Consider the following 26169-nt stretch of genomic DNA (forward strand, 5'->3'; position numbering starts at 1 on the left):
CGCACTTCTCGCTCGGCCGCCAGCGTAGCGACCGGCGCACGAGGCGGACCACACCGGGGCGGCACCCGACGCGGCCCGAACAGCAGGGCGGGATCAGCGCAGCGCCAGCGCGGGACGGACCTCCCAGGTCGTCCACACCGGCCGGTAACCCATGCGGTGCCAGAAAGGACCCGAGAGCGGGTTCATCGCCGCGTAATTGAGCACCGACGCCGAGACCCCGTAGGAGTCCAAGGCCTGGTGGGCCTGGCCGACCAGGGCGGTACCGATCCCGCTGCCGCGCTCGTCGGCGGCCACCACCCCGTACCCGATGTGGGCAGTGGGACGGGCCCGCACCAACGACTTGGCCCAGCGGGAACGCTCGGGCGGCGACACCCAGATCAGTCCCACCGCACGGCCGCGGCGCTCGGCCAACCAGATCCACGAACGCGACCGGCTCAGCGCCCGCGCGGCGACCCTGCGGGTCTGCTCGGCGGTGTCGGGCTGCAGGAACACCCCGCCGAAGTGCTGCTCGTAGCGGTGCTCCTCCATGAGCAGCGCCACCACCTGGGCCAGATCGCCGCTGTCGGCCAGGCGGATCGTCACGTCGTGCGGCGGGATCGAGGGCGGGACCCCGCGGCGGCGCGGACGCGCGGCCAGCACGGTGTAGGGCTGCAGACCGTGGCGTTGCAGCGGGATGATGCCGCACACGTCCCGGGCCGGCCAGCTCACCAGGGCCGCCGATTCCGAACCGGTACCGGTGGGCAGGTCCTCGAGCTGATCGCGCCAACTGGTCAGGAGAGAGTCCAATGCCCGCTCGGGGTCGGGCCCGCCCACGATGGGGGTGAGCCAGTGCTGGTCCGGCACACCCCATATGCGGCCGACCTCACCCGGCTGGTACCAGGTGTAGTGCATGCTCCCCGCGGCGACCGTGCGCTTGTCCTCGTCGCTGACGGTCAACAGGGGATAGGAATCGGAGGCGAAGCTGACAGGCTCGGGCAGCAGCGGGTCGGCCTCGCTCCAGCGCTGGGCGGCCGAGCGCACCAAAGGGTCGAGTCCGATGTCGCCCCCGGGCGCCCCCTCATGCCGCACTCGCGCGACATAACCGCTCATCCACCCCTCCCCTTGGCGGGTCTGCTCCGTGGTGTACGTGGCCCGGAGTGTGCCTCGAACCACGCACAGGGACCGATCCACCGTAACCGATACCAGGGGTCACCGGGGCGTCGGGGCGGTTACCCGACAAGAACGAATTTCACGCGGTGACAGGGGCTGTGGATGGTCAGCCCGCCGCGGAGCCCCCTTGGTGGACCGTGGTGTCCCGGCCGCGATTGACCACCTCGGGATCACCGGAACCGTAGGAGACGGTGTTGTCGACACCGACCAGGACGATCTTGTCGGCCGAGCCGACCTCGACCGTCGACCCGCGCCCGGCGGCCCGCACCATCCCACAGGTACCGTCCAGAACCACCTGGGCGTCGTCCGCGGTGACCACCACCTCGCGGCCCTCGCACTGCCCGCCCACCTGGCTTCCGTCATCCACGACGACCAGCACGTCGTCCTCGATGACGTTGCGCTCGACCGAGTCCTGCTCCTGCCGCGGGGCCTCACCCGCACCGTGCTGGTCCGAGCCCTCCTCACCCTCCTCGTCGGACAGGAAGGACCCCGGCTCGCACCCGGCCAGCAGAAAGGCGAGCAGCACGGTACCGATCACGGTGACCAGAGGTCCGACCCGCATCCGCTTCCTCCAGGTCCACAGGCGACGACTCGCGCCGGGCTTCAGCGCGGAGCCAAGGGTATGTCACGCTGAGGTAAACACGCGACCCCTTCGTTGCCCGAACGTGCCCGAGGCGAGACACGAGCCCTTGCGTGTCAGCTGATCCCTGCCTCGTCCATGCCTCGGAGCTCACGCTTGAGCTCGCCGATCTCGTCACGCAACCGGGCCGCCATCTCGAACTGGAGATCGGAGGCAGCCTGGTGCATCTGCTCCGAGAGCTGGTCGATGAGCCCGGCCAACTCCGCCCGCGGCATGTTCGACAGGTCCGCGGACCGCTCCCCCATGCCCGGCACCGGCGCCTTGGACTCGGCACCCGCGCCCCGGTACCCGGTCGCCATGAGCTCCTCGGTGTCCACGTCCTCCCGGCTCAGGGAGTCCAGGATGTCGGCGATCTCCTTGCGCAGCGGCGTGGGGTCGATCCCGTGTTCCTCGTTGTAGGCCAGCTGCTTGGCGCGGCGCCGATCGGTCTCATCGAGGGCCGCACGCATGGAATCGGTGACGTTGTCGGCGTACATGTGGACCTGGCCGCCCACGTTGCGCGCCGCACGGCCGATGGTCTGGATCAGGGAGGTCTCCGAACGCAGGAACCCCTCCTTGTCGGCGTCCAGGATCGCCACCAACGACACCTCCGGCAGGTCCAGACCCTCCCGCAGCAGGTTGATGCCGACCAGGACGTCGTACTCGCCCACACGCAGCTCACGCAACAGCTCGACCCGGCGCAAGGTGTCGACCTCGCTGTGCAGGTAACGCACCCGGATCCCGAGCTCGGCGAAGTAATCGGTCAGGTCCTCCGCCATCTTCTTGGTCAGGGTCGTCACCAGCACACGCTCCCGGCGCCCGGCGCGCTCCTGGATCTCGTGCACCAGATCGTCGATCTGGCCGTCGGTGGGCTTGACCCGCACCTCGGGGTCGACCAGACCGGTCGGGCGGATGACCTGCTCCACGAGCTCGCCGCCGCCCTGGCGCAGCTCGTAGCGGCCCGGCGTCGCCGACAGGTACACCGACTGCCCGATGCGCTCGGTGAACTCCTCCCACTTGAGCGGACGGTTGTCCATCGCCGAGGGCAGACGGAACCCGTGGTCGACCAGAGTGCGCTTGCGCGCGGCATCGCCCTCATACATCGCGCCGACCTGCGGAACCGTCACGTGCGACTCGTCCAGCACCAGCAGGAAGTCCTCGGGAAAGTAGTCCAGGAGGGTGTTGGGAGCGCTGCCCGGCTCACGGTCGTCGAAGTGGCGCGAATAGTTCTCGATGCCCGAGCAGGTCCCCAGCTGCTCGATCATCTCCAGATCGTGGGTGGTGCGCATCCGCAGCCGTTGGGCCTCCAGCAGCTTGTTCTGCCCCTCGAGCTCGGCCAGACGCTCACCCAGCTCCGCCTCGATCCCGGCGACCGCCTTGCGGGTGCGCTCCTCGCCGGCGACGTAGTGCGAAGCCGGGAAGATGAACACGTGGCGGCTCTCGTCCAGGATCTCGCCGGTGAGCGGATGCAGCGTCATGAGGCGTTCGACCTCGTCACCGAACATCTCGATGCGGATCGCGAGCTCCTCGTAGACCGGGATGATCTCGATCGTGTCCCCGCGCACACGGAACGTCCCGCGGGTGAAGGCGGTGTCGTTGCGGCTGTACTGCATGTCGACCAGGCGGCGCAGGAGCTCGTCGCGGTCGACCTCCATACCGACCTTGATCTCGGCCATACGGTCGACGTACTCCTGCGGGGTGCCCAGACCGTAGATGCAAGAGACGGAGGCGACCACGATCGTGTCCCGGCGGGTCAACAGCGAGTTCGTGGCCGAGTGCCGCAACCGCTCGACCTCGTCGTTGACCGAGGAGTCCTTCTCGATGTAGGTATCGCTCTGGGGGACGTAGGCCTCGGGCTGGTAGTAGTCGTAGTAGGAGACGAAGTACTCGACGGCGTTGTTGGGCAACATCTGCCGCAGCTCGTTGGCGAACTGTGCGGCCAGCGTCTTGTTCGGCTGCATCACCAGGGTCGGACGCTGCAGCTGCTCGACCGTCCAGGCCACCGTCGCGGTCTTACCGGTACCGGTGGCGCCCAACAGCACGGTGTGGTCCTCGCCCGCACGCACCCGCTCACGGATCCGCTCGATCGCCTCGGGCTGGTCGCCCGCCGGGCTCATGTCCGAGATGACCTCGAACGGGTCCTCGGAGCGTTTGATGTCGCTGACCGGTCGCACTTGGGCCTCCCATCGGAACCTCGGGGCCCGTCCACCCGCCCGGCAGACCTCCCCCACACCCGTTCAACGCTACCGACCCCCGGTGACAATCCCGCCGTCCGCGCAGGACCGAAGCCAACGCGACACCTGCCGACGCCCCGAATCAGACATTCTCCCCAGCGATAAACCACGTCAACCCGAATTTCAACAAACACACAAATCACCATTAACACAAACATGAATGTGGACGTGAATGCGACCCGGACCACCTTTCGCAGGAAAACCCGAAGAGGTCGGAGCCGGCAAAGTCGCCTGATCCTGCTGCATTGAACGGAGAACAGCCATAGTTTTCTTTTTGGCTGCCGCAGAAAAGGCGGATCCAACCGAAGAGAGAGGTTCCGGTTATGGACAAGCCCGTGTACGAAACCCCGTCCATCGATGAGGCCGGCGACTTCCTGGAGGTCACCGGGGCGCTCGTCAACAGCGGTCCTTTCCCGGATCCTTCGTGGTCCTGCCCGACACGGAGGTGGACACGACAGCGGTGCACAAGGCCTTCACCGACGGCCCGACCACGGTCCTGAAACACCCCAGCGGTCGACCCTGGATCGTCGGGAACCTCGTCCCGGACCAGCTGCGGGCTTCGGACGAAGGACATCTCAAGTGGGCGCTGATCGGGGATGCAGGATCGGCCCCCCGGCCGACCAGATACTTCGGATGCACAGACGTGATGTCCGAGACCCTCGAGATCCCTGGAAGCTTCCACGCGATCGCGGCACAACACGGTGAAGTCGCCGCCCGAGGGACCGTCGCCGGCACTCGCGCTCTCTTCTGGGCCGAGCTCGACGGTACGCCGTTGACCAGTGATCGGGCGGACCTGCTCGCGGAGATCACCGATGCTCCCCTGGACGACACAGCACTGGCGCTGCGCTCGCTCGAGTTCCTACCGCTTCTCTTCGGAGAGTGCCGCCCTGGTCCGGGGTGCGAGCGGTTCCAGGAGGACGCTACGCCCGTATCGACGGGACAAGCATGAGCCTCCCTGAATGGTGGCACCATCCGCGAGGTCGGCAGAGCCTCGCCGACGGTTCGGCGGCCTTCCGCGATGCGCTCCGGGACGCGGTCGCCGCGCGCTGGAGCTCGCACGGGAAGCGGTCCTGGCGAGGTGGGGCCTCGTCGGCCCTGTCTTCTGCCTGGCGGCAGTCGTCATTTCCGCGCTGCTGTGCGTGGCTTCGAGCGTGTTGTCGGAACACAAGGGTGAGACGCCTGGCTGAGGGGGACACGCAACCCGTTCCCCCTCAGCCAGTGGCCACTACAGGTCCCGGTGGCGGAAACGGAACACGGCGGCCGCCAGGAGCACACCAGCGAAAACGGCGAAATACAGCAGCGCCCACCCAGGAGACAAGGCTTCGGGGTCGTCGTCGAAGACGAACTGATCCGCCGCCATGAACGGCAGTACCACCTCGACCGCTTCGCCGATGACGGGCAGTCCGGCGATGAGGTTCTCGATGAGGATCGGCCACAGCAGGAGCAGGACCATGGCGGGGGCCGACCGTTCGAGGAAGGTCCCCACGGCGATACCGATGAGGGCCGCGATCGGGTAGAGGACGGTGGCGGCCAGGACGATCCGGTACTGCTCGGCTCCGGCCAGGCTCAGGTCCGGGCCGTCACCGCCCTGGAGCAGAACGGCGATCGCCCAGGACACCGTGCCCGCGGCCAGACCCACCGGGACCGCCGATGCCGCCGCGACCGCAGCCTTGCTCACGATCAGGCGCCACCGTGAGGGATCCGCCAGGACGGAGTAGGCCACGGAGCCGCTCTGCAGCTCGGAGGTCATCATCAGGACACCGGCGACCCCGACGAACGGCATCCCGAACCGGTACCCCCACTGACTGGTCTCCAGGTCCTGGGGGAACTCCGAGAGACCGAACAGGACGGCCGAGAACAGCCACGGGACCAGGAGCCCCGCAGCCAAGCACCAGAGGAAGGCTTTCGACCCCAGGGACTTGGCGCTCTCGGCGCGAGTGTTGTCGAGAAGGGTCATGTGTCACGCTCCGCATCCTCACCGCCGGTCAGGGCCAGGAAAGCCTCTTCGAGGGAGCCCGTCCTCTCGAAGAGCTCGAGGACGACGAGCCCGTGGGAGAAGGCGGTGTCGCCGACCGTGTCGCAATCGGGGGTGTCGACCTTCAGGTACGCACCGTCCGGGCTGGATCCCACCCCCCGGTCAGCCAGCCGCGCGGCCAAGGCGGCGTTGTCACTGGTTCGCGCGAGCACATGGTGGCCCAACACATCGCTGAGCAGGAGCTCGGGAACGGTCTGGGTGATGAGGCGGCCGTGCCCGATCACCACGAGCTCGTCGGCGATCTGGGACAGCTCGTCGAGCAGGTGGCTGGACAGCAACACCGTGCGCCCCTCGTCAGCCAGGCCGCGGAGCAGGTTGCGGATCCAGATGATCCCTTCCGGGTCGAGCCCGTTGACCGGCTCGTCGAGCACGACGATCCGCGGATCACCGAGCAGGGCAACAGCCAGTCCCAGGCGCTGGCGCATCCCCAGGGAGAACGCGCCGATCTTCTTGCGTGCGGCGCCGGCCAGCCCGACCTGTTCCAGCACCTGCGGCCCCCGGCCGGGGTCGATGCGGTTGGACCGTGCCAGCCATCCCAGGAAATGCGCCGAGGTCTGCTGGGTGGGCAGCGACTCGGCGTCGATCATGGATCCGACCGTGTGCAGGGGGCGAGGGATCTCGCGGTAGGGGCGGCCGTCGAGGGTGGCAGTTCCGCGATCGGCCTTCTGCAGGCCCAGGAGGATCCGCAGGGTCGTGGACTTGCCGGCGCCGTTGGGTCCGAGGAACCCGGTGACCTTCCCTTCGGCGGCGGTGAAGGACAGGCCGTCGACAGCGGTGTGATCTCCGTAATGTTTTGTCAGGTCGGCTATGTTGATCATCGTTGAATGACAAACCTCGTCTTCGGGACTGTGCCATGGGAATTGGGCACCGAACCGCTCCGAAGACTCGAGGGCCAGGGCGAATTATTCATGATTCATGGAGCTTCACTTCTCCGGCGCGGTGATCCCCGAGACAACAAGTTCCCTCCGGGCCGCCGGAGCAACCCCCAGGCGCCACCTTTTTACGACAAGGCCATATTTTTCTGCGCGCGCCCCGGACAGGCCGGATCAGAGAAAGGGAACGACCACTTCACCCCCATGCAGGCGCCCCGGGCGAAAAGGGAGGCCGAGCCGCACCCGCACAGGCGGCGGATCCGGCCGGGCACACACCGAACAGGGTTCAGGGGATCACTGCGCCCGGGCCGACAGCTCCCGCCACAGTTCGGCCACACGGGCCCTCAGCTCGTCCCGGCTCCCGGAGTTGTCCACCACCAGGTCGGCCGCGGCCAGACGGGTGTCCCGGTCGGCCTGGGCCCGGATCCGGGCCCGCACCTGCTCGCGCGGCATCCCCCGGTTCAGGGCGACCCGCTCCACCCGCACCTCGTCGGGGGCGTCCACGACCACGACCACGTCGTACAGGGACCCCAGGCCGTTCTCCACCAGCAGGGGCACATCGTAGACCACGACCTTGGTGTCGGCCGCCAGAGCCTCCTCCATGAGCTGCCCGCTGCGCTCGCCGACCCGCGGGTGCACGATCGCGTTGAGCCTGGCGAGCCGCTCCTGGTCGGCGAAGACGATCTCCCCGAGCACGGCCCGGTCGAGGCCGCCGTCCTCGGCCAGGACCCGTTCGCCGAACTCCTCGACCACTTCGGACAGGCCGGGGGTACCCGGCTCCACGACCTGCCGGGCGATGGCGTCGGCGTCGATCACCGCCGCCCCGTAGGAAGAGAGTTCGGCCGAGACCGCACTCTTGCCCGAGCCGATGCCGCCTGTGAGTCCCACTTTGAGCATGACAAGACCCTAGGGCATGGGGTTCCGGCGATTCGGACGTGCCCGGGAGGGCAGTGGTGTGACCTCGGTCGCGCCGCCCCGGAAGATCAGAGCTCCTTGCGCATGTGCACCATCACCAGGTGGTCGGCGATGCGTTCGCGGGAGGTCTCGACGAGCCCGAGGCTGCGGTACAGGCGCATCTGTGCGGCATCGTGCGCACCTGCCGACAGCGTCAGGGAGGTCGGCGCCGGGTCATGGGCGCGGGCCCGTTGCTCGGCCTCCTCCAGGAGCGTGCGGGCGATTCCGAGGCCCCGCAGGTCGGGGGCGACGGCCAACCGGCTCAGCACCGCGCCGGGGCCGAGGAAACGCAAGCGCACCGACCCTGCCATGCGGGATCCGGACACGGCGCACAGCACGAGGGTGTCGGCGTCGCCCAGCAGGGTGCGCACCCGGTCCAGGCTCTCGGTCAGCGGCAGGGTGAAGGGGTCGCCGAAGGCCTGGGCCTCGTCGACGAAAGCCGCGCGTTGGAGGGTGAAGAGCTCCCCCGCGTCGTCGGGCCCGGCGGGGCGCAGGGTCGGGTCGGGGGTGGTCGCGGGTGTGCTCATGGTCCGAGCCTAGGGCCGAGCAGGCCTGCGCGGCCCGCGTTGCGCGCCCGTGCGTCGGGCCGTGGACACGGCGAAGGGCCGCCCCCGTGTGGGGACGGCCCTTCGCGGCGTGTTCGAAGGCCCCGGGAGGGACCGTCCGTTCAGGCCTCAGTCACCTGCGGCTGCTCAGGCTTCGCCGCCGGCGAGCTTCTCGCGGAGTGCGGCCAGGGCCTCGTCGGAAGCCAGGGCACCGCTGGAAGTGGGCTCCGCCGGGGCCGGCTGAGAACCGCCGCCGCCACCGCCGTTGCCACCACCGCTCTCGGTGTACTCTTCCTCTTCCTCCACGGCCGGGGCGTTTGCGGCGTCGGCCTCGGCCGCACGCGCCTCCTCGACCTGCTTGCGGTGCGCCTCGAAGCGGGCCTGCGCCTCGGCGTAGTTGCGCTCCCACTCGTCACGCTGAGTCTCGAAGCCCTCGAGCCACTCGCCGCTCTCGGGGTCGAAGCCCTCGGGGTACTTGTAGTTGCCCTGCTCGTCGTAGTCGGCGGCCATGCCGTACAGGGTCGGGTCGAAGTCCACCTGGTCGGGCGAGACGGCCTCGTTGGCCTGCTTCAGCGAGAGGCTGATGCGACGGCGGTCGAGGTCGATGTCGATGATCTTGACGAAGATCTCGGTGCCGACCTGGACGACCTGCTCGGGCACCTCGACGTGGCGCTCGGCCAGCTCGGAGATGTGGACCAGGCCCTCGATGCCCTCCTCGACGCGCACGAACGCACCGAACGGAACCAGCTTGGTGACCTTGCCGGGAACGACCTGGCCGATCTGGTGCGTGCGGGCGAACTGCTGCCAGGGGTCCTCCTGCGTCGCCTTGAGCGACAGGGAGACACGCTCGCGCTCCATGTCCACGTCGAGAACCTCGACGGTGACCTCCTGGCCGACCTCGACGACCTCGCTGGGGTGGTCGATGTGCTTCCAGGAGAGCTCGGAGACGTGGACCAGACCGTCGACGCCACCCAGGTCCACGAAGGCACCGAAGTTGACGATCGAGGAGACGACGCCCTTGCGGATCTGGCCCTTCTGGAGGGTGTTGAGGAAGGTCTGGCGGACCTCGGACTGGGTCTGCTCGAGCCAGGCACGGCGGGACAGGACCACGTTGTTGCGGTTCTTGTCCAGCTCGATGATCTTGGCCTCGAGCTCACGGCCCACGTAGGGCTGCAGGTCGCGAACGCGGCGCATCTCGACCAGGGAGGCCGGCAGGAAGCCACGGAGGCCGATGTCGAGGATGAGACCACCCTTGACGACCTCGATGACAGTGCCGGTGACGACGCCGTCCTCTTCCTTGATCTTCTCGATCGTGCCCCAGGCGCGCTCGTACTGGGCGCGCTTCTTGGACAGGATCAGGCGGCCTTCCTTGTCCTCCTTCTGGAGAACGAGGGCTTCGACCTGGTCGCCGACGGCGACGACCTCGCTCGGGTCGACGTCGTGCTTGATCGAGAGTTCACGTGAAGGAATCACACCCTCGGTCTTGTAGCCGATGTCGAGCAAGACCTCGTCTCGATCGACCTTCACGATGGTGCCCTCAACGATGTCGCCGTCGTTGAAGTACTTGATAGTCTCGTCGATCGCTGCGAGGAAGGCTTCCTCGGACCCGATGTCGTCGACCGCTACCTGGGGTGTCGAGGTGGCCTCGGTGCTGCTCGTCATGTGTGGGTGGACTCCGGATACGGACAGGTTCAGGAAATGGGCACGTGGTGGGTCCGAGCCCGTCGATCCGTCATTCCAGAAAGTAGGGAGCAGGGCCACATACGGAACGAGCCGATCCGTGGCCGCCAGCCGCCGGGTCCAGGAGTGGTGACCGAACGGTGCAGCCCCTCCGTCCCCACGTCAAGGAGACGGTGACGCACGCACGAACCCACAACGCTTCGACCAGAGTATGAGATATGGGTGTCCTGGTCAATCGGAACCCCGGGCCGCCAACCCGACGAACGCCGCAATGAGCGCAACTTACCGGAGCCCGAACGCTGAGTTCAAGCGTCCCGCGTGCTGATCCCCGCACACTCGGTACGCCCCACCTGCCCCTGGACCGTGACCGGCCCACGGCTGCCCCGGTCACGGACACGCCCGGACTACCGGAGAGGAACGGGCCGTTGCGGCCGAAGTCACTCCTGGGCCGGACGCGACCGGGTCCGTTTCAGTTCGCCGCGCCGGCGCTTGTCGTCCATACGCCGGCGACGCGCGGACCGGCTCGGTCTCGACGCACGCCGCTGACGCGGGGGCGGCGCCGTGGCATCGGCCAGCAGCGCCGCCATACGCTCACGCGCCTCGTCCCGGTTACGGGCCTGCGAACGGTGTTCCTGGGCACTGACACTCAGCACCCCGCCGCTCAACCGGGCCGAGAGCCGCTCCAGAGCCCGTTCACGCCGTGTCCGCCCCAGCCCCGCGCACTCGGTCAGGTCCACCGACAGGGTCACCCGGGTCGCCGAGGTGTTGACGTGCTGACCGCCCGGACCGGAAGAACGGCTGAAACGCCATTCCAGGTCGGAGGCGGGAACGGTCACCGAGCCGAAGGTCAGATCCTTCTCCCCCGGGTTCGTACTCACCGCTGTCCCCTCCTGCTTCCGTGTCCGTGCACTCACGCGCGTGTGCGGCGTGCGACCGCTGCCCGGTCAGTGCGCCGCGTCGTGCCAGTTGGGTCCGCCTCCGATCGAGACCCCCAGCGGCACGCGCAGATCATAGGCCGAGCCCATCTCCTGCGTCACGAGTTTTTCCACCGCCGCGCGCTCACCGGGGGCGACCTCGACCACGAGCTCGTCATGGACCTGCAGCAGCACCCGCGAGGTCAGGTCGCTGCCGAGCAGGGCCTCGTCGACCCTGAGCATCGCGACCTTGATGATGTCGGCCGCCGACCCCTGGATGGGGGCGTTGAGGGCCATACGCTCAGCCATCTCACGCCGCTGCCGGTTGTCGCTGGTCAGGTCCGGCAGGTACCGGCGGCGGCCGAAGATGGTCTCGGTGTAGCCGTCCCTGCGGGCCCGTTCGACCACGGCCTGCAGGTAATCGCGTACCCCGCCGAACTCGGCGAAGTAGTCGTCCATGAGCGAGCGTGCCTCGTCCGGTTGGATCCCCAGCTGCTGGGAGAGCCCGTAGGCGCTCAGACCGTAGGCCAGACCGTAGCTCATCGCCTTGATCTTGGAGCGGGCCTCCCCGTCGACCTCCTCGACCCCGATGCCGAAGACCTGCGCGGCCATCTGGGCGTGGAAGTCGTAGCCGCTGTTGAAAGCCTCGATGAGCGCCTGCTCGCCCGACAAGTGCGCCATGATGCGCAGCTCGATCTGGCTGTAGTCGGCGGTCAGCAGCTCCTCGTAGCCCTGCCCGACCACGAAGGCGCGCCGGATACGGCGGCCCACGTCGGTGCGCACCGGGATGTTCTGCAGGTTCGGTTCGGTCGAACTCAAACGCCCGGTCGCCGCCACCGTCTGGTTGAAGGTCGTGTGGATGCGGCCGTCGTCGGCGACCGTCTTGATGAGCCCCTCGACCGTGGTACGCAGTTTGGTCTGGTCACGGTGGCGCAGCAGGATCGCCGGCAACTCGTGCTCGGTCTGGGTCGCCAACCACGCCAACGCGGAGGCGTCGGTGGTGTAACCGGTCTTGATCTTCTTGGTCCTGGGCAGCTCGAGCTTCTCGAAGAGCACGTACTGGAGCTGTTTGGGCGAGCCCGGGTTGAACTGCTCCCCCACCACCTCGTGGGCCTTCTCCTCGGCCTCGCGCGTGGCGGCGGCGAACTCCCCCTGGAGCTCCTCCAGGTAAGGCAGGTCCGCGGCGATGCCCGCACGCTCCATGCGGGCCAACACGTCCACCAGCGGCAACTCCATGTCGGTGAGCAGCTGGGCGCCCCCGCGCTTGTCGAGCTCGGCCAGGAGCACGGCGGCCAGGTCACGGGTGGCGGCGGCCCGCACCGCGAGGGTGTTCCCGGGCCCCTCGTCGTCGCCCATGTCCAGGGTCAGCTGCGCCTGGCCGGTGTCCTCTTCCAGTTCCCGGCCCAGGTAACGGCGGACCAGGTCGGGCAGGTCGAACCGCCGCTGGCCCGGCTGGACCAGGTAGGCGGCCAGGGCCGTGTCGCAGCGGGCCCCGCCCAGGTCCCAGCCGTGGGCCCCCAGGGCCAGCAGCGCACCCTTGTACTCGTGCACGACCTTGGGCCGTTCGGCGTCGGCGAGGAAGGCCGACAGGGCCTCGGTGTCGGACGGGTCCAGCACGGTCGGATCCACGAAGGCCGCTGCACCGCTGGGCACGCTGATCGCGAGCGCGTCCACACGGCCGGTCCCTCTGCCCCACTGCGCCTCCAGGGCGAGCCCGGCCGGCGCCTCGGCGGTGAGGGCGTGGGGGGCGGCGTGCTCGGTCAACCAGCCCGCCAACCCACCGGTTCCGGGGACCGTGAGGTCGACCTCGAAACCCTCCGCCGCCTCGGAAGCGCCCTGGGCAGCGGCCTCGTCGACGTTGATGACCGTGTAGAGGCGCTCGCGCAGGTTGGAGGCGAACTCCAGGTTGTCGAAGAGTGCGTCCACCCCGGCCCGGTCGGCCTCGCCCAACGTCAGGGTGTGCACGGCGAGCTCGAGCTCGACATCGGTCACCAACCGGTTGAGGCGCATGTTGCGCAGCACGTCGTCGAGGTGGTCGCGGAAGTTCTGTCCCGCCTTGCCGGTGAGCTCGTCGGCACGGGACACGAGACCGTCCAGGGAGCCGAACTTGGTGATCCACTTCGCCGCGGTCTTGGGGCCCACCCCGGGCACACCGGGCAGGTTGTCGGCCTTCTCCCCCACCAGCGCGGCCAGATCGCGGTAACGCTCCGGCGGCACCCCGTACTTGTCCTCGACGGCCTCGGGCGTCATGCGCTTGAGATCGGACAGGCTGCGCCCCGGATACAGGACCGTGCAGTCACCGGTCACCAACTGGAAGGCGTCGCGGTCACCGGAGGCGATGAGGACCTCCATGCCCGCCGCACCGCCCTGATGGGCCAGGGTCGCGATGACGTCATCGGCCTCGTAACCGGGCGCGGACAGATTGGCCACGCCGATCAGACGCATGAGGTCCTGGGTGAGGGGGACCTGGGAGGGGAATTCCTGCGGGGTCTCCGAACGCCCGTCCTTGTAGCCGTCGTACTCCTCGTTCCGGAACGTGGGCCCGGACAGGTCCCAGGCCACCGCGACGTGGGTGGGCTCCTCCTCTCGCAACAGCTTGACCAGCATCGACGCAAAACCGTAGACGGCGTTGGTCGACTGGCCCGTGCTGGTACCGAAGTTCTCCACCGGTAGGGCGTAGAAGGCACGGAAGGCCATCGAGTGCCCGTCCAGGAGCAGCAGTCTGGGACGCCTGCCTCCACTGCCGGAGGCGTTCGGGGCCACGCCGGCCCGGGGCGTCTGATCGGGGGTCTCTCGCTCTGTCACCACACCTGCGATCCTAAGATGCCCCGCAGACAGTTCGCGGCCCTTGCGGCCCGGCTGCGCCACGAGGGCCGCCACCGATCGGGGCCGCACCCGACCGGTGGCGGCCCTCTCCCACGGATCGGAAGGCAAAGAAATGACGACCAACTCCGAGGAGATCCGCTCACTCATCGACACGGGCGCACTGACCGGGGGCCTCGGTGAAACCATGGGGATCGAGGTCAGCGAGGCCTCCGCCGAACGGGTCGTGGCCCGGATGCCGGTGGAGGGCAACCGCCAGCCCTACGGACTCCTGCACGGCGGCGCCTCCTGCGTGCTGGCCGAATCACTGGGATCGATCGGCTCGATGATCCACGCCGACCAGTTCGGCAGGATCGCTATGGGCATCGAGATCAACGCCACCCACCACCGTTCGGCCACACAGGGCCACGTGAGGGGTGTGGCCACCCCGGTGCACCTGGGACGCACCCTGGCCACCTGGGACATCACCATCACCGACGACGAGGACCGCAAGGTGTGCACCTCGCGCCTGACCTGCATGCTGCGGGAAGCCCCCAAGGACGCCTGAGCGCGCCCTGCCCCGCCCCGGACCCCGTCGAAGACCGTGCTCACCGGCGGGGTCTTGCTGTACGCGGGAGGCCGCCCCGACCGGGCCCACGCACTCCCCGGTCACCCGAAGCCCCGCACACACCACCTCCCGTACAAAACGACGCACAGCCCCCGAACGGGATGACCACAGCTTCATAACGCCTCGGAGGCAAGTCGGCACCAAGTCTCGCTTTTCACTTTTCGCCACAGAAGTTCCATGTTTAAGCTCCGCTAACGCTCATGCTTAAGTCCTGCCACACGTGTCGGGCATCAGGGCGCACACGCAAAATCGGTCCGGCCGCACCGAGCGGCCGGTCCCTCGCCGGTTGAACGGAGTGACCACGATCATGGCAAGCAAGAAGGCCCTCGGCCTGACTGCCGCCACCGCGGCCCTAGTACTGGGGCTCTCCGCGTGCGGCAACGGCGACACCGGGGACGGCGGGGACGCCGCAGGCGAAGAGTTCAACCTCGGCGTCCTCTACCCCCAGACCGGTAACCTGGCCTTCCTCGGCCCACCCCAGATCGAAGCGGCCGAGTACGCCATCGAGGACATCAACGCAGCCGGCGGTGTCCTCGGCACCGACGTACCCGCCATCAACGAAGCCGACGAGGCCGGAGACGCGGGCCAAGCCAACGAGGCCGCCAACAACCTGGTCGCCGACGAGGTCAACGCCGTCGTCGGCGCCGCAGCCTCCGGCATGACCCAGGCCGTCTACGACACCGTCACCGGCGCCGAGATCGTCCAGTGCTCGGGCTCCGCCACCTCCCCCGAACTCAGCGGCATCGACGACGGCGGCTACTTCTACCGCACCGCACCCAGCGACCTCATGGCCGGACCCGTCCTGGCCGAGCAGATGGTCGACGACGGACACGTGAGCATGTCCCTCATCGCCCGCGCCGACGACTACGGCGCCGGCTACCTCGACGCCGTCGAGAGCGAGCTCGAGGCCCTGGGCGCCGACGTCGTTTCCACCGACACCTTCGACCCGGACGCCACCAACTTCGACTCGGTCGTCAACGGCGCCAACGACGCAGACGCAGACGCGGTCGCCCTCATCTCCTTCGAAGAGGGCGCACAGGTCATCGCCGAACTCATCGAAGCCGGCTTCGACGGCGACCAGCTCTACGTCACCGACGGCCTCAACGACCCCGACCTGGGCTCCACCGTCAGCGAGGACGACCCCGAGGTCGTCACCGGCATGACCGGCGTCGCCCCCGGCGCCGACAACCCCGAGTTCAACGAGGGCCTGCGCGAACACGCCCCGGACCTGGACGTCTTCCAGTTCTCCCCGCAGGTCTACGACTGCGTGACCGCCGTCGCCCTGGCCGCCGAGTCGGCCGGCAGCGTCGAGCCCGCCGACTACGTCGAACACCTCGCGGAGGTCAGCCGCCCCGAAGGCACCGAGTGCGGCAGCTTCGAGGAATGCCGCGACCTCCTCGACGACGGCGAGGACATCGACTACCAGGGTGCCAGCGGCAACATCGACTTCGACGACAACGGCGACCCCACCGCCGCCACCTTCGAGGTCTTCCACTGGGACGACGACGGCCACGGCACCCTCGACTACGTCGACTACTCCGCAGAGGAGTAACACCGAACGAGGCAGGACAGAGCACGCACCCACGGGCACGGCCGCACACCAGTGGCCGTGCCCTTCGTGTTCGGACCATCAGAAGGAGCGCCACCACACAGGACGTAGCATCACCCGCGGCCCCCGTGACCGGAGCGTGCCCCTCCGTGGCGCTCGCCCGAGCCCGGACGGCCGCCCCGTCCCCCAGACCGACACGACCCACGGCACCCGAGCGCACGATCGAACGGACCACCGCCACCATGACCAGACCCAGAGCCCTGCCCCTGTCAGCAGTTCTGACCGCCCTCGCCCTCACGCTCACCGCCTGCGGCGACGGGAACGACACTCCGGACGCCGACGAGAACGCCCTCAACCTCGGTATCCTCTACCCCCAGACCGGCAGCCTCGCCTACCTGGGCCCCTCACAACTCTCCGCCACCGAATACGCCATCGAAGAGATCAACGCCGCCGGAGGCGTCCTCGGCACCGACATGCCCGCACCCGTACAAGGCGACGAAGCCGACGACGAAGGCCGCGCCAACGACGCCGCCAACACCCTCATCGCCGACGGATCCGACGCCATCATCGGCGCCGCCTCCTCCGGCATGACCCAAGCCGTCCACGACACCGTCGCCAGCGCCGGCATCCCCCAGTGTTCCGGTTCCGCCACCGCACCCGACCTCACCGACATCGACGACGGCGGCAACTTCTACCGCACCGCACCCAGCGACCTCCTCGCCGGACCCGTCCTCGCCCAGGAGATCCTCGACGACGGGCACCAGAACGTCGCCCTCATCGCCCGCGCCGACGACTACGGCTCCGGCTATCTCCAGGCCGTCCAGAACGAACTGCGCTCCAACGGCGCCCAGGTCCCCGTCGCCGAGACCTACGATCCCGACACCACCAACTTCGGCTCCGTCGTCGAGTCGGTCAACGGAGACGACGTCGACGCCGTCTCCCTCATCTCCTTCGAAGAAGGCACCCAGATCCTGGCCGCCCTCATCGAAGCCGGCTTCGACGGCGACCAGCTCTACGTCACCGACGGCCTCAACGACCCCGACCTGGGCTCCACCGTCAGCGGCAACACCGACCTGGTCAACGGCGTCACCGGCGTCGCTCCCAGCGCCGACAACCCCGAGTTCAGCCAGGGCATCAGCGACTTCGACAGCGACCTGGAAGTCTTCCAGTTCGCACCCCAGGTCTTCGACTGCGTCAACCTCGTCGCTCTGGCCGCCGAGTCCGCAGGCAGCACCGACCCCGCCGAATACGCCCCCCACGTGGACGAGGTCAGCCGCCCCGAAGGCACCGAGTGCGGCAGCTTCGAGGAATGCCGCGACCTCCTCGACGACGGCCAGGACATCGACTACCAGGGCGCCAGCGGCAACATCGACCTCGACGACAACGGCGACCCCACCGCCGCCACCTTCGAGGTCTTCCACTGGGACGACGACGGCCACGGCGTCCGCGAGTACGTCGACTACTCCGGCGAAGAGAACTGATCGCCGGCCCCCGGACACCACGAAGGGCGGGGACGAAAACCCTGCACCGGGTCCGTCCCCGCCCTTCGGCCCTTCGACGAGGGCCGGATCTCACGCCTGGGCCAACGTCCCCAAGTACAACTCGATGACGTTCGGGTCCTCCAACAGATCCGCACCCGAACCCGTGTAGGCGTTACGCCCCTGGTCCAGCACATAACCGCGGTCACAGATCTGCAGGCAACGGCGGGCGTTCTGCTCCACCATGATCACCGAGACACCCGTCTCGTTGACCTCCTTGACCCGCTGGAAGACCTCCTCCTGCAGGAGCGGCGACAGACCCGCCGTCGGTTCGTCCAACAACAACACCGACGGATCCATCATCAGGGCCCGGCCCATCGCCACCATCTGGCGCTCACCGCCCGACAACGACCCGGCCTTCGCACGCCGCCGGTCCGCCAACAACGGGAACAACCCCGCCACGGTCTCGAAACGCCTCGCGAAACCCCGCGGCCGCAGAAAAGCCCCCATCTGGAGGTTCTCCTCGATCGTCAACGACGGGAACACGTTCTGCGACTGAGGCACATACCCCACACCGCGCTCCACCAGACTGTGCGCCGCCAACCCCGCGATACTCGAGGCCCGCAACGTCACATCGCCCCCACGCACCGGGATCAGCCCGAAGACCGTCTTGATCAACGTCGACTTGCCCGCACCGTTCGGACCCACGATCGCCACGACCTCGCCCTCGGACAAGGTCAACGTGCACCCGTTCAGGATGTTCACACCCGGCACGTAACCGGCCACCACATCCTTGGCCAACAGCAGATGGTCCTCAGGGCCACCCACATCCAACGCCTCGGCCCGCGCCTGCTCCAGAACCTCCTCACGCTGGCCCTGAGTCACGGACACCTCCTCGGCCTCCACAGGGACCTCCTCGGCCGGGAGCCCGCCTCTCTCGCCCTTGTCAGCCATCGTCGCCCTCCCCGGCCTCGGCCTCGTCCTCCTGGGCACCCAGGTAGGCATCGATCACCTGCTTGTCGGACTTGATGTCGGAAGGACGGCCCTCCGCGATCACCCGGCCCTGCGCCAACACCACGATCCAGTCGCTGATGCCCATGATCACGTCCATGTCGTGCTCGACGAACAGGACCGTACGCCCCTCGTCCCGCAACGACGTGATGTGGCCCAACAACGACTGCACCAACGCCGGGTTCACACCCGCCATCGGCTCGTCCAACATGATCATGTCCGGCTCGGTCATCAACGACCGCGCCATCTCCAACAACTTGCGCTGGCCGCCCGACAAGGACCCCGCCATGTCATCGCGCTTGTCGAGCAGACGGAACCGCTCCAACAGAGCCATCGCACGCTCGGTGTTGGCCGCCTCCTGCTTACGCCAACCAGGACGCCACAACGCACCGGCCATCCGCTCGCCGTACTGGCGCTGCGCACCCAGCAACATGTTGTCCAACACCGACATCCGCGTCAGCGCCTTGGTCAACTGGAACGTCCGCACCATGCCCGAACGCGCCACCTGATGGCCCCGCCGACCATTGATCGCCTCACCATCGAAGGACCAGCGCCCCTGGTCCACACGGTCGAACCCCGTCAACAGGTTGAACAGCGTGGACTTCCCCGCACCGTTCGGGCCGATCAACGCCGTGATCGTCCCCCGCTGCACCTCCAGGTGCTCCACGTCCACCGCCGTCAGACCACCGAACGAACGGCGCACCCCGTCGGCCACCAGGACCGGATCGGGCTTGCCCACTCCCGGGACCGGCTCCACACCGGCCATACGGTCCTCCGCCCCGGAGACGGTCGTCTCATCACTTGACATTGATCAGCATCTCCTTGCGGTCGCCGATGAGGCCTTGCGGCCGGAACACGATCAGCAACACCAGCAACAGACCCACGAAAGCCAACTGGATCGCACCGAAGTCCGGACCGGACAGGAACGGCAAGTACCCCTCACTGCCCAGAGCACGCAGAAGCCCGTCCGTGAAGTTCATCAAGAACCAGAACACCACCGAACCGATGAGCGGGCCCAACACACGGCCCGCGCCACCCAACAGCAGGATCGCCCACAGGAAGAACGACACCTGCGGCTTGAACTGGTCCGGGTTGATCGCCGCCTGATGCACCGCCATCATGCCGCCGGCCAAAGCACCGATCACGCCGCCCAGCACCAGCACCTGCATCTTGTACGCGAACACGTTCTTGCCGAGGCTGCGCACCGCGTCCTCGTCCTCACGGATGCCCTTGATGACACGCCCCCACGGGCTGTGCATCAACATCCACGTCAACAACGCGAACAACCCCACCAGAGACCAGGTCGCCACCATGACCCACAGGTGGTTGCCACTGAAGTTGAACACCCCGAAGCCGTACCGCTCCGCGGACTCGAAGGGATTGATCGAGCGGAAACCCGCCGACAGGTTCTGCAACCCGTACACACCGTTGGTCAACGGCTCGGCGAACCCGGCCCGGTACACGTACCGCAACACCTCGGCCGTAGCGATCGTGCTGATCGCCAGATAGTCCGAACGCAACCGCAGCGTCGGAATACCCAACAACAAAGCCAACACGACCGCACACGCCAGGCTCACCGCGAACCCGACCAGCACGGGCAGACCGTACACACCCACGCTGATACCGACGCCGTAAGCGCCCACGAGCATGAACCCGACCTGACCGAAGTTCAGCAGACCCGTGTAACCGAAGTGCAGGTTGAGGCCCACGGCCGCCAACGCATAGATCGCCGCGACCGGTCCGACCGCGGATCGGGCGGACTCGGCGAGGATCGTCAGAATATCCATCGTCTACCTCTCCTAGCCGACCCGTTCGCGCCGACCGAGCAGGCCCTGGGGCCTGAACAGCAGCATCAGAATCATCAACGCCAGCGCCCAGGCCTGCATCAGCTGGGCCGGGAACCACAGAGTGGACAACATCGCCACCAGACCGACAGCCAGACCACCGACCATCGCCCCGTACGCCGTGCCCAGACCACCGAGGATGACGGCGGCGAACATGAGCAGCAGCAGGCGGAAACCCATCTCGTAGTCGACGACCTGGTTGAGCCCGAAAAGGACGCCTCCCAGGGAAGCCAGACCGCCGCCCAGGAACCACACGTAGAGCGTCACGCGGTCGACGTCGATACCGGAGGACTCGGCCAGATCGCGGTTGTCGGAGACCGCGCGCATCGCCTTGCCGATACGGGTGAACTGCAACAGGGACCCCACCAACAGCAGGGCCGCCACCGCGACACCGATGATCACCAGATCGCGCGGGGGAAGGGAGACCGGGCCGAGGTGCACCATGTCCTGGACCTGGAAACCGGAGTACCGGGTGCGGTTGGCGCTGAAGAGCACCAGGAGCACGTGCCGCAGGATCAGGGCCAGACCGATCGAGACGATGAACATCTGGATCATCGCCACGTTCCGCCGCCGCAACGGGCGCCACAGATAACGCTCCATCGTGCCGCCCAGGACCGCACCCATGACCACCGCGATCCCGGCCGCCGCCCACAGCGGGACCTCCCACGCGATGGAGTCGCCGGCCACGCCCATCGCCGTGGCCACCGCGATACCGCCGAAAACGGCCGTCCACTGCACCACGATCAGCGGCGTCGAACGGACCTTGCCTTCCAAGAAGGCACCCAGGAGGATCGCACCGCCCACACCGGCGAAGATCGCCAGCAGCGAGTTGCCCAGGCCGGCCGCGCCGGTGCTGAAGAGCAGGGCCATCATCGCGCCGAAGGTGACCATGTCGCCGTGGGCGAAGTTGATGAGCTTGGTCGTGCCGAAGATGAGCGAGAGACCGATCGCGGAGACCGCGATGACCAGGCCGAAGAGCAGACCCGCGGCGGTCAGCTGGAGGAACCGGTCGCCGAAACCGCCGGAGACGCCTTCGACCTCGATGTCCTCCTCGTCGGCGGCCCCGTCCTCGTCCTCCTCGGCCGCGTCGTCCTCGGGCGAGGCCGAGGACTCCTCCTGCGACTGATCCTCCCCTGCCTCCTCCAGGGCGAGGATCAGGGTCGAGGACTCACCCGGTTCGACCTCCACGGTGCCCTCGGTCACGAGCGGTGTCTCGCGCAGTTCGTACTCCTCGGGTACGGACCCCCGATCCACTTCGAGGTCGTAGGTGCCCGGTCCGGGCACCTCCACCTCCCAATTTCCGTCAGGGTCGGTCTCGTCCGCACCGACCTCGTCGTCACCGTCCGAGACCGCGATCCGGATGCCTTCGACACCCTGTGAACGGTCGTCCGGTTGCCCGATCTGGCCGGAGAGCGATTCACCGCCCTGTTCGTCTGCCGTCGCCGGCCCCGGGATCACCACGAGAGCGGTGATCAGGGCGAGCAGCACGGTCACGAGGCGTGTGCGCACGCACGCTCCTTGCGCATCTGGGGGAGGGCGTCCCGAATGGGGGCATCCGGGCGCCTTGGTCCTAGCTGTTCGGTGCGGTGAGTTTAGCCCGGTTCATGTAGATCCTTCAGCTCCCCTAAAGCCGTGTGACCCAACCGTCACCCCATTGTGCGCAAATGAGATGGAATCACCGCCGAAAGCGACTCGATCTTGAACACCTGTCTCACTTCACCCGGCCGAACATGGCGATCTGTGCTTTCACGAACGCTCAGAGCAACTGGATGTCATCTGTGAGACGACCGCCGCGAGACCGTGTCCCGAGCCTTCCCCGGCGCGACGAAGGGGCCGCCCCGACGGATCGGGAACGGCCCCTCGAAGGTTCCTGCGGCGGTCTGCGTCCTGCGGTCAGGATTTGTTGCCGCCGAGCGCCTCCACGACGGTCTCGGCGACATTGCGCATGGTCAGCCTCTTGTCCATGGAGTTCTTCTGGATCCAGCGGAAGGCCTCGGGCTCGCTCATGCCGTGGCGGCTCTGCAACAGCCCTTTGGCCTGCTCCACCAGCTTGCGGGTCTCCAACCGCTCCTGGAGGCTGCCCACCTCCGCCTCCAGGGCCGCCAGTTCGGCGTACCGGGAGGTGGCCATCTCGATGGCCGGCACCAGATCGGTCTTGTTGAACGGCTTGACCAGGTAGGCCATCGCCCCGGCCTCTCGGGCCCGATCGACCAGCTCGCGCTGGGAGAAGGCCGTCAGGATCACGACGGGGGCGATACGTTCGCCCGCGATGGTCTCGGCGGCCGAGAGGCCGTCGAGTACCGGCATCTTGATGTCGGTGATCACCAGGTCGGGCTCGACCTCCCGGGCAAGCCGAATGGCGGCCTCGCCGTCACCGGCCTCGCCGACGACGGTGTAGCCGTCCTCTTCCAGCATCTCCTTGAGGTCCAGGCGGATCAGGGCCTCGTCTTCCGCGATCACCACACGGCTCTGCGTCCTCGTCACGCATTCGAGGTTACCGAGATCCGCTAGTATGCTGAGCGTCGGCCCCGCCGATGCGCGTCAATCGTGACTACACTGTTGGCCACGGACCGCCGAGCGGGCCGCCGAAAAAATTTCATAGAATCACTTGACAAAGTGATCTAGCCCCGATAGGCCAAGGGCAGAGCCGGTGAGCTCAAAACTCATACAGTGTGGGTTCGAATCCCACTCGGGGCACTCAAGGCCATCTCTCGAGGTGGCCTTTGTGCTGTTCAGGACGCCTGTCGTCGGAAAATGTCCGAAGCGTGAGCAAGCATGCACCGCATGTATTCACGCAAGATCATCGACGAGACTTTCCGACTCAAGACCCTGGGCCTGACCGACAAGCAGATCGCGGCGCAGTGCGGTGTGTCCATCTTCGCCGTCCGCCACTGGCGCTACGGAACACGCCGGACACCGGAGAGCGAGTCCGATCGGGCCGATTACTGTCCTCGGTGCAGCACCGGGCAGCTCGATCCCGAGGCCTACCCCTACCTGCTCGGGCTCTATCTGGGCGACGGCTACATAGGGCGGCTACATCGTGATGTGACCTACCTGTCGATCGCGTGCTGCGACACCTGGCCCGGCCTCATGATCGAGTGCACCGAAGCGATGAGCGCGGTCTTCCCGGTCTCGGTGTTCAAGGTCCAACGACAAGGCTGCACCGAAGTCAAGGGCGCCTCGACGCACTGGACGTGCATCTTCCCCCAGCACGGACCCGGCAAGAAGCACGAACGCCTCATCGCCCTGGAAGCTTGGCAACAAGAGCTGGTGGACGCACGGCCCGATCGGTTCATCCGTGGCCTGATCCACTCCGACGGCTGCCGAGCACTCAACCGAATCCGTAAGAAAAACGGCGAAGGCTTCTACGAATACCCCCGCTACCACTTCTCGAACGTCTCTACCGATATCGTCGAGCTCCTGACCGCAGCCCTCGACCAGCTCGACATCCCCTGGAAGTCTCACGTCAAGCGCCAGGAGCCCTACTTGGACCAGGTGACGGTCTCCATCTCGCGCAAGGCCGCCGTCGCCCGCATGGACACCATCGTCAGCCCCAAGTACTGACCCGCTCCCCTCCGGCACGAGCACGCCAAGGCCACCCGACGGGTGGCCTTTTTACTGGCCAGGGCGCCCGGAACCAGAAAATGTCCGAAGCGTGAGCAAGCATGCACCACATGTATGCACCGCATGTCAGGCGCCATGCCGTATCCCTCCTCGATTCCGGCCTCTCCCAGACCGACGTGAATCGGCAGACGGGGATCAACCGCTCCACACTCCGCGTGTGGGCCCAGGACCGTTCGTTGCTGGACAAGTACCAAGACACCGACCTGTGTCCACGCTGCGAACCGGTCCCCCGGCCTCCCGCGCCCGCTCACGCGTACAGCTACCTGCTCGGGCTCTACCTCGGTGACGGCTGCATCAGCCCGGCCGGCGATCCCCGGAAGAAGGTGTGGCGGCTCCGCATCGCGTGCGACGACAAATGGCCGGGCCTCATCGATGAGTGCGAAGAAGCGATGAGCGCGGTCCGCCCGGACCACAAGGTGGGCCGGACGCGGGCGCCGGGCTGCACCATGGTCAACGGCTACTGGAAGCACTGGCCCTGCGTGTTCCCCCAGCACGCGCCGGGGAAGAAGCACGAACGCCGTATCGTGCTCGATCCCTGGCAGCAGGAGATCGTGGACGAACATCCCGGGCGGTTCGTCCGGGGGCTGATGCACTCGGATGGGTCGAGGGGCCTCAACCGGATAGCGAGGAGGGACGGGCAAGGGTTCTACGAATACCCTCGCTACCTCTTCGCGAACACTTCGCGGGAGATCGTCGGCTTGATGACGGCAACGCTCGACCGGCTCGAAATCCCGTGGAAGTCTCACACCAAACGCCAACCGGGTGTTCTGTCGCAGGCCGCCGTCTCGATCTCGCGCAAGGCCGCCGTCGCCCGTATGGATGCCTTCGTAGGCCCCAAATACTGACCCGCTCCCCCGCCACACTCGGGTTCCCGTGCCCCTGCGTGTCCATCCGCCTCTCCACCCGCGCACGAAGGGGAAGGCCAAAACCTTCACGATTGCCGACCCACTTCAATCCTGATTAGGTCTTTTGTCACTTTTTGTGGGCGCGGAGGGACGGCAGCGGTTACATCACGGCCACAACCTGAACACAACCCGTGAGTTCGGTCGCAAGAGCGAGCGAACGTCATCGATCCTTGAGTGCGTAACGGATTCGGAGCAGGTGAGAGGAGCGACGGGTGCTGACCGTGGTCGCCGGGATCGTGGGCGCACTGGTGATTGGTGCCTGGGTCGTGGTCGCCTGGGGCTCGCGCCGTCGCCAGCCTTGGCTGTGGACCCCTGCCGCGTTCCTGATCGTGCTCATGGTGGCTCTCGGCCTTCCCGGGTGGTCCTTCCTCCCCGCGGCGGTGCTGGCGGCCGGTTCCTTCGCCGAGTTGGTCATCGGTGCGCGCGAGTCCCCCCTGGTTCACGCCAAGGAGCCCGAGGCTCCGTTGAGCACCGAGCGCTGGGCCGCCGCCGTGGCAGCGCCGTTCCGGGTGGCTCTGGCCGAGCCCTGGGACGTGGTGGCCCGGCCCTCGCTGCGCCGCAGATACCGGCGTGTGTTGGAGGAGCAGTGGGGTGTGACGGACCTGGAGTCGTTGCGCGCGACGGTGGAGGGTCTGCACGAGGAACTGCACCAGGGGCCCACTCTGGATCTGGTGGTGGACCTGCGTGCGCGGGTCGCGAAGTCGCGTCTTCCGCGTGAGCAGGGCGGTGCCGACACGGGTACGCACGTGTTGCTCAGTGAGGACCAGGTGTGGCGCCTGCGTTCGGTGACGAGCGCGGGCGAGGACCGGGAGACGGTGATCATCGGTGCGTACCAGTGGTGGAAGTCGGTGCACGTGATCCGGCTGGTGTGCGGTGGCGCGAGCCTGGACTGGTTGTCGCCGGCGGAGACGCAGGCGATGTTGCGTCGTGTGGCGTCGGATCTGCAGCGCCGGTACTCGTCGTGGTCGCGGTTGGCGGCGGCGTTCCATGCGGGGTATCTGCTGTGGCCGAGCAAGGGGATGCTCGGTGAGTACTCGGGGCAGGACCGGATCTGGACGGCGTTGGGGTTGTTGACCGAGGATCCGTCGAGCCCGTGGAACCTGTTGCCGTGGGACATGCCGTTGGAGCGGGTGTTGCCGGAGCAGGGCGGGAAGGGCGTACAGGACGGCGACGAGGTGCGGGCCTCGGAGTGAGTGTTCGGGGCCGGGGCCGGCGGCCCTGGTGCCGCATCCGGGCCCGGCCGGGGCGGGCGCGTGGTGCGCCGTTCCCCCGGACCGGTCCCGATGCGACACGTCCCTCCGCGGCGTTGCGCGGCCGGGGGCCTCG

22 protein-coding genes and 1 tRNA gene are annotated in these 26169 nt (G+C 67.6%); 8 read left to right on the forward strand and 15 right to left on the reverse strand.

Translation table 11 applies throughout. From position 1 onward, the window contains the following. Positions 1-93: 93 nt before the first annotated feature. The 3 genes from D473_RS0104860 to uvrB form a co-directional block, all read right to left on the reverse strand. Positions 94-1089, reverse strand: coding sequence for a GNAT family N-acetyltransferase (locus tag D473_RS0104860; protein ID WP_017607962.1), 996 nt, complete (start codon positions 1087-1089; stop codon positions 94-96). 166 nt (positions 1090-1255) lie between these two features. Beyond that, complete coding sequence (locus D473_RS0104865; protein ID WP_017607963.1) at positions 1256-1711, reverse strand: DUF3060 domain-containing protein; 456 nt, start codon at positions 1709-1711, stop codon at positions 1256-1258. 134 nt (positions 1712-1845) lie between these two features. After that, positions 1846-3942 carry an excinuclease ABC subunit UvrB gene (gene uvrB / locus D473_RS0104870; protein ID WP_017607964.1) on the reverse strand — a complete coding sequence of 699 codons (2097 nt, stop codon included), beginning with the start codon at positions 3940-3942 and terminating at the stop codon, positions 1846-1848. A 706-nt stretch (positions 3943-4648) separates the two neighbouring features. Between uvrB and D473_RS27100 the strand changes: the two genes are divergently transcribed. Beyond that, the gene (locus D473_RS27100; protein ID WP_152436773.1) at positions 4649-4951 is read left to right on the forward strand and encodes a hypothetical protein; all 303 of its coding nucleotides are present in this window, start codon (positions 4649-4651) and stop codon (positions 4949-4951) included. A gap of 276 nt (positions 4952-5227) precedes the next feature. Here the strand turns inward: D473_RS27100 and D473_RS0104880 are convergent, their stop codons facing one another. The 7 genes from D473_RS0104880 to polA all read right to left on the reverse strand — a co-directional run bounded on the left by D473_RS0104880 (position 5228) and on the right by polA (position 13810). After that, the gene (locus tag D473_RS0104880) at positions 5228-5959 is read right to left on the reverse strand and encodes an ABC transporter permease (protein WP_017607965.1); all 732 of its coding nucleotides are present in this window, start codon (positions 5957-5959) and stop codon (positions 5228-5230) included. Next, positions 5956-6855, reverse strand: coding sequence for an ABC transporter ATP-binding protein (locus D473_RS0104885; RefSeq protein ID WP_017607966.1), 900 nt, complete (start codon positions 6853-6855; stop codon positions 5956-5958). The genes D473_RS0104880 and D473_RS0104885 overlap by 4 nt, the downstream gene beginning before the upstream one ends. 348 nt (positions 6856-7203) lie before the next feature. Continuing rightward, positions 7204-7806 (reverse strand): dephospho-CoA kinase, encoded by a 603-nt coding sequence (gene coaE / locus D473_RS0104890; RefSeq protein ID WP_017607967.1) that lies wholly within the window; start codon positions 7804-7806, stop codon positions 7204-7206. A gap of 86 nt (positions 7807-7892) precedes the next feature. Further along, positions 7893-8390, reverse strand: a complete 498-nt coding sequence (locus D473_RS0104895) for a GNAT family N-acetyltransferase (protein WP_017607968.1) — start codon at positions 8388-8390, stop codon at positions 7893-7895. A 165-nt stretch (positions 8391-8555) separates the two neighbouring features. Next, positions 8556-10070, reverse strand: a complete 1515-nt coding sequence (rpsA, locus tag D473_RS0104900; protein ID WP_017607969.1) for a 30S ribosomal protein S1 — start codon at positions 10068-10070, stop codon at positions 8556-8558. Positions 10071-10525: 455 nt separating this feature from the next. Next, positions 10526-10966 (reverse strand): alternative ribosome rescue aminoacyl-tRNA hydrolase ArfB, encoded by a 441-nt coding sequence (arfB, locus tag D473_RS0104905; RefSeq protein ID WP_017607970.1) that lies wholly within the window; start codon positions 10964-10966, stop codon positions 10526-10528. A 66-nt stretch (positions 10967-11032) separates the two neighbouring features. Then, positions 11033-13810, reverse strand: a complete 2778-nt coding sequence (gene polA, locus D473_RS0104910) for a DNA polymerase I (RefSeq protein WP_026126611.1) — start codon at positions 13808-13810, stop codon at positions 11033-11035. Between the two features lie 130 nt (positions 13811-13940). Here polA and D473_RS0104915 point away from each other — a divergent pair, with 130 nt between their 5' ends. From D473_RS0104915 to D473_RS0104925, 3 genes are all read left to right on the forward strand, one after another. Further along, positions 13941-14372, forward strand: a complete 432-nt coding sequence (locus tag D473_RS0104915) for a PaaI family thioesterase (protein ID WP_017607972.1) — start codon at positions 13941-13943, stop codon at positions 14370-14372. A 367-nt stretch (positions 14373-14739) separates the two neighbouring features. Next, positions 14740-15984, forward strand: coding sequence for an ABC transporter substrate-binding protein (locus D473_RS0104920; RefSeq protein WP_033352745.1), 1245 nt, complete (start codon positions 14740-14742; stop codon positions 15982-15984). A 239-nt stretch (positions 15985-16223) separates the two neighbouring features. Continuing rightward, positions 16224-17462, forward strand: coding sequence for an ABC transporter substrate-binding protein (locus tag D473_RS0104925; RefSeq protein WP_017607974.1), 1239 nt, complete (start codon positions 16224-16226; stop codon positions 17460-17462). Between the two features lie 90 nt (positions 17463-17552). On the opposite strand, the gene D473_RS0104930 is transcribed toward D473_RS0104925, so the two are convergent. The 5 genes from D473_RS0104930 to D473_RS0104950 form a co-directional block, all read right to left on the reverse strand. Then, positions 17553-18413: an ABC transporter ATP-binding protein gene (locus tag D473_RS0104930; protein ID WP_017607975.1), complete on the reverse strand. Its 861-nt coding sequence runs from the start codon at positions 18411-18413 to the stop codon at positions 17553-17555. After that, positions 18406-19278, reverse strand: coding sequence for an ABC transporter ATP-binding protein (locus tag D473_RS0104935; protein ID WP_026126612.1), 873 nt, complete (start codon positions 19276-19278; stop codon positions 18406-18408). The genes D473_RS0104930 and D473_RS0104935 overlap by 8 nt, the downstream gene beginning before the upstream one ends. Then, positions 19268-20257, reverse strand: coding sequence for a branched-chain amino acid ABC transporter permease (locus D473_RS0104940; RefSeq protein WP_017607977.1), 990 nt, complete (start codon positions 20255-20257; stop codon positions 19268-19270). The genes D473_RS0104935 and D473_RS0104940 overlap by 11 nt, the downstream gene beginning before the upstream one ends. A gap of 12 nt (positions 20258-20269) precedes the next feature. Further along, complete coding sequence (locus D473_RS0104945; RefSeq protein WP_017607978.1) at positions 20270-21823, reverse strand: branched-chain amino acid ABC transporter permease; 1554 nt, start codon at positions 21821-21823, stop codon at positions 20270-20272. A gap of 384 nt (positions 21824-22207) precedes the next feature. After that, positions 22208-22777: an ANTAR domain-containing response regulator gene (locus D473_RS0104950; protein ID WP_017607979.1), complete on the reverse strand. Its 570-nt coding sequence runs from the start codon at positions 22775-22777 to the stop codon at positions 22208-22210. Between the two features lie 161 nt (positions 22778-22938). Between D473_RS0104950 and D473_RS0104955 the strand changes: the two genes are divergently transcribed. The 4 genes from D473_RS0104955 (at position 22939) to D473_RS0104970 (ending at position 26036) form a co-directional block, all read left to right on the forward strand. Beyond that, a tRNA-Leu gene (locus D473_RS0104955) sits at positions 22939-23011 on the forward strand. Positions 23012-23098: 87 nt separating this feature from the next. After that, the gene (locus D473_RS0104960; protein WP_017607980.1) at positions 23099-23878 is read left to right on the forward strand and encodes a hypothetical protein; all 780 of its coding nucleotides are present in this window, start codon (positions 23099-23101) and stop codon (positions 23876-23878) included. A gap of 110 nt (positions 23879-23988) precedes the next feature. Next, the gene (locus D473_RS0104965; protein WP_026126613.1) at positions 23989-24783 is read left to right on the forward strand and encodes a hypothetical protein; all 795 of its coding nucleotides are present in this window, start codon (positions 23989-23991) and stop codon (positions 24781-24783) included. A gap of 272 nt (positions 24784-25055) precedes the next feature. After that, on the forward strand, positions 25056-26036 hold the full coding sequence (locus D473_RS0104970; RefSeq protein ID WP_017607982.1) for a DUF1266 domain-containing protein: 981 nt from the start codon (positions 25056-25058) through the stop codon (positions 26034-26036). Positions 26037-26169 lie beyond the last annotated feature (133 nt).

The sequence above is a fragment of the Nocardiopsis xinjiangensis YIM 90004 genome, assembly GCF_000341145.1.
Taxonomy (GTDB): domain Bacteria; phylum Actinomycetota; class Actinomycetes; order Streptosporangiales; family Streptosporangiaceae; genus Nocardiopsis; species Nocardiopsis xinjiangensis.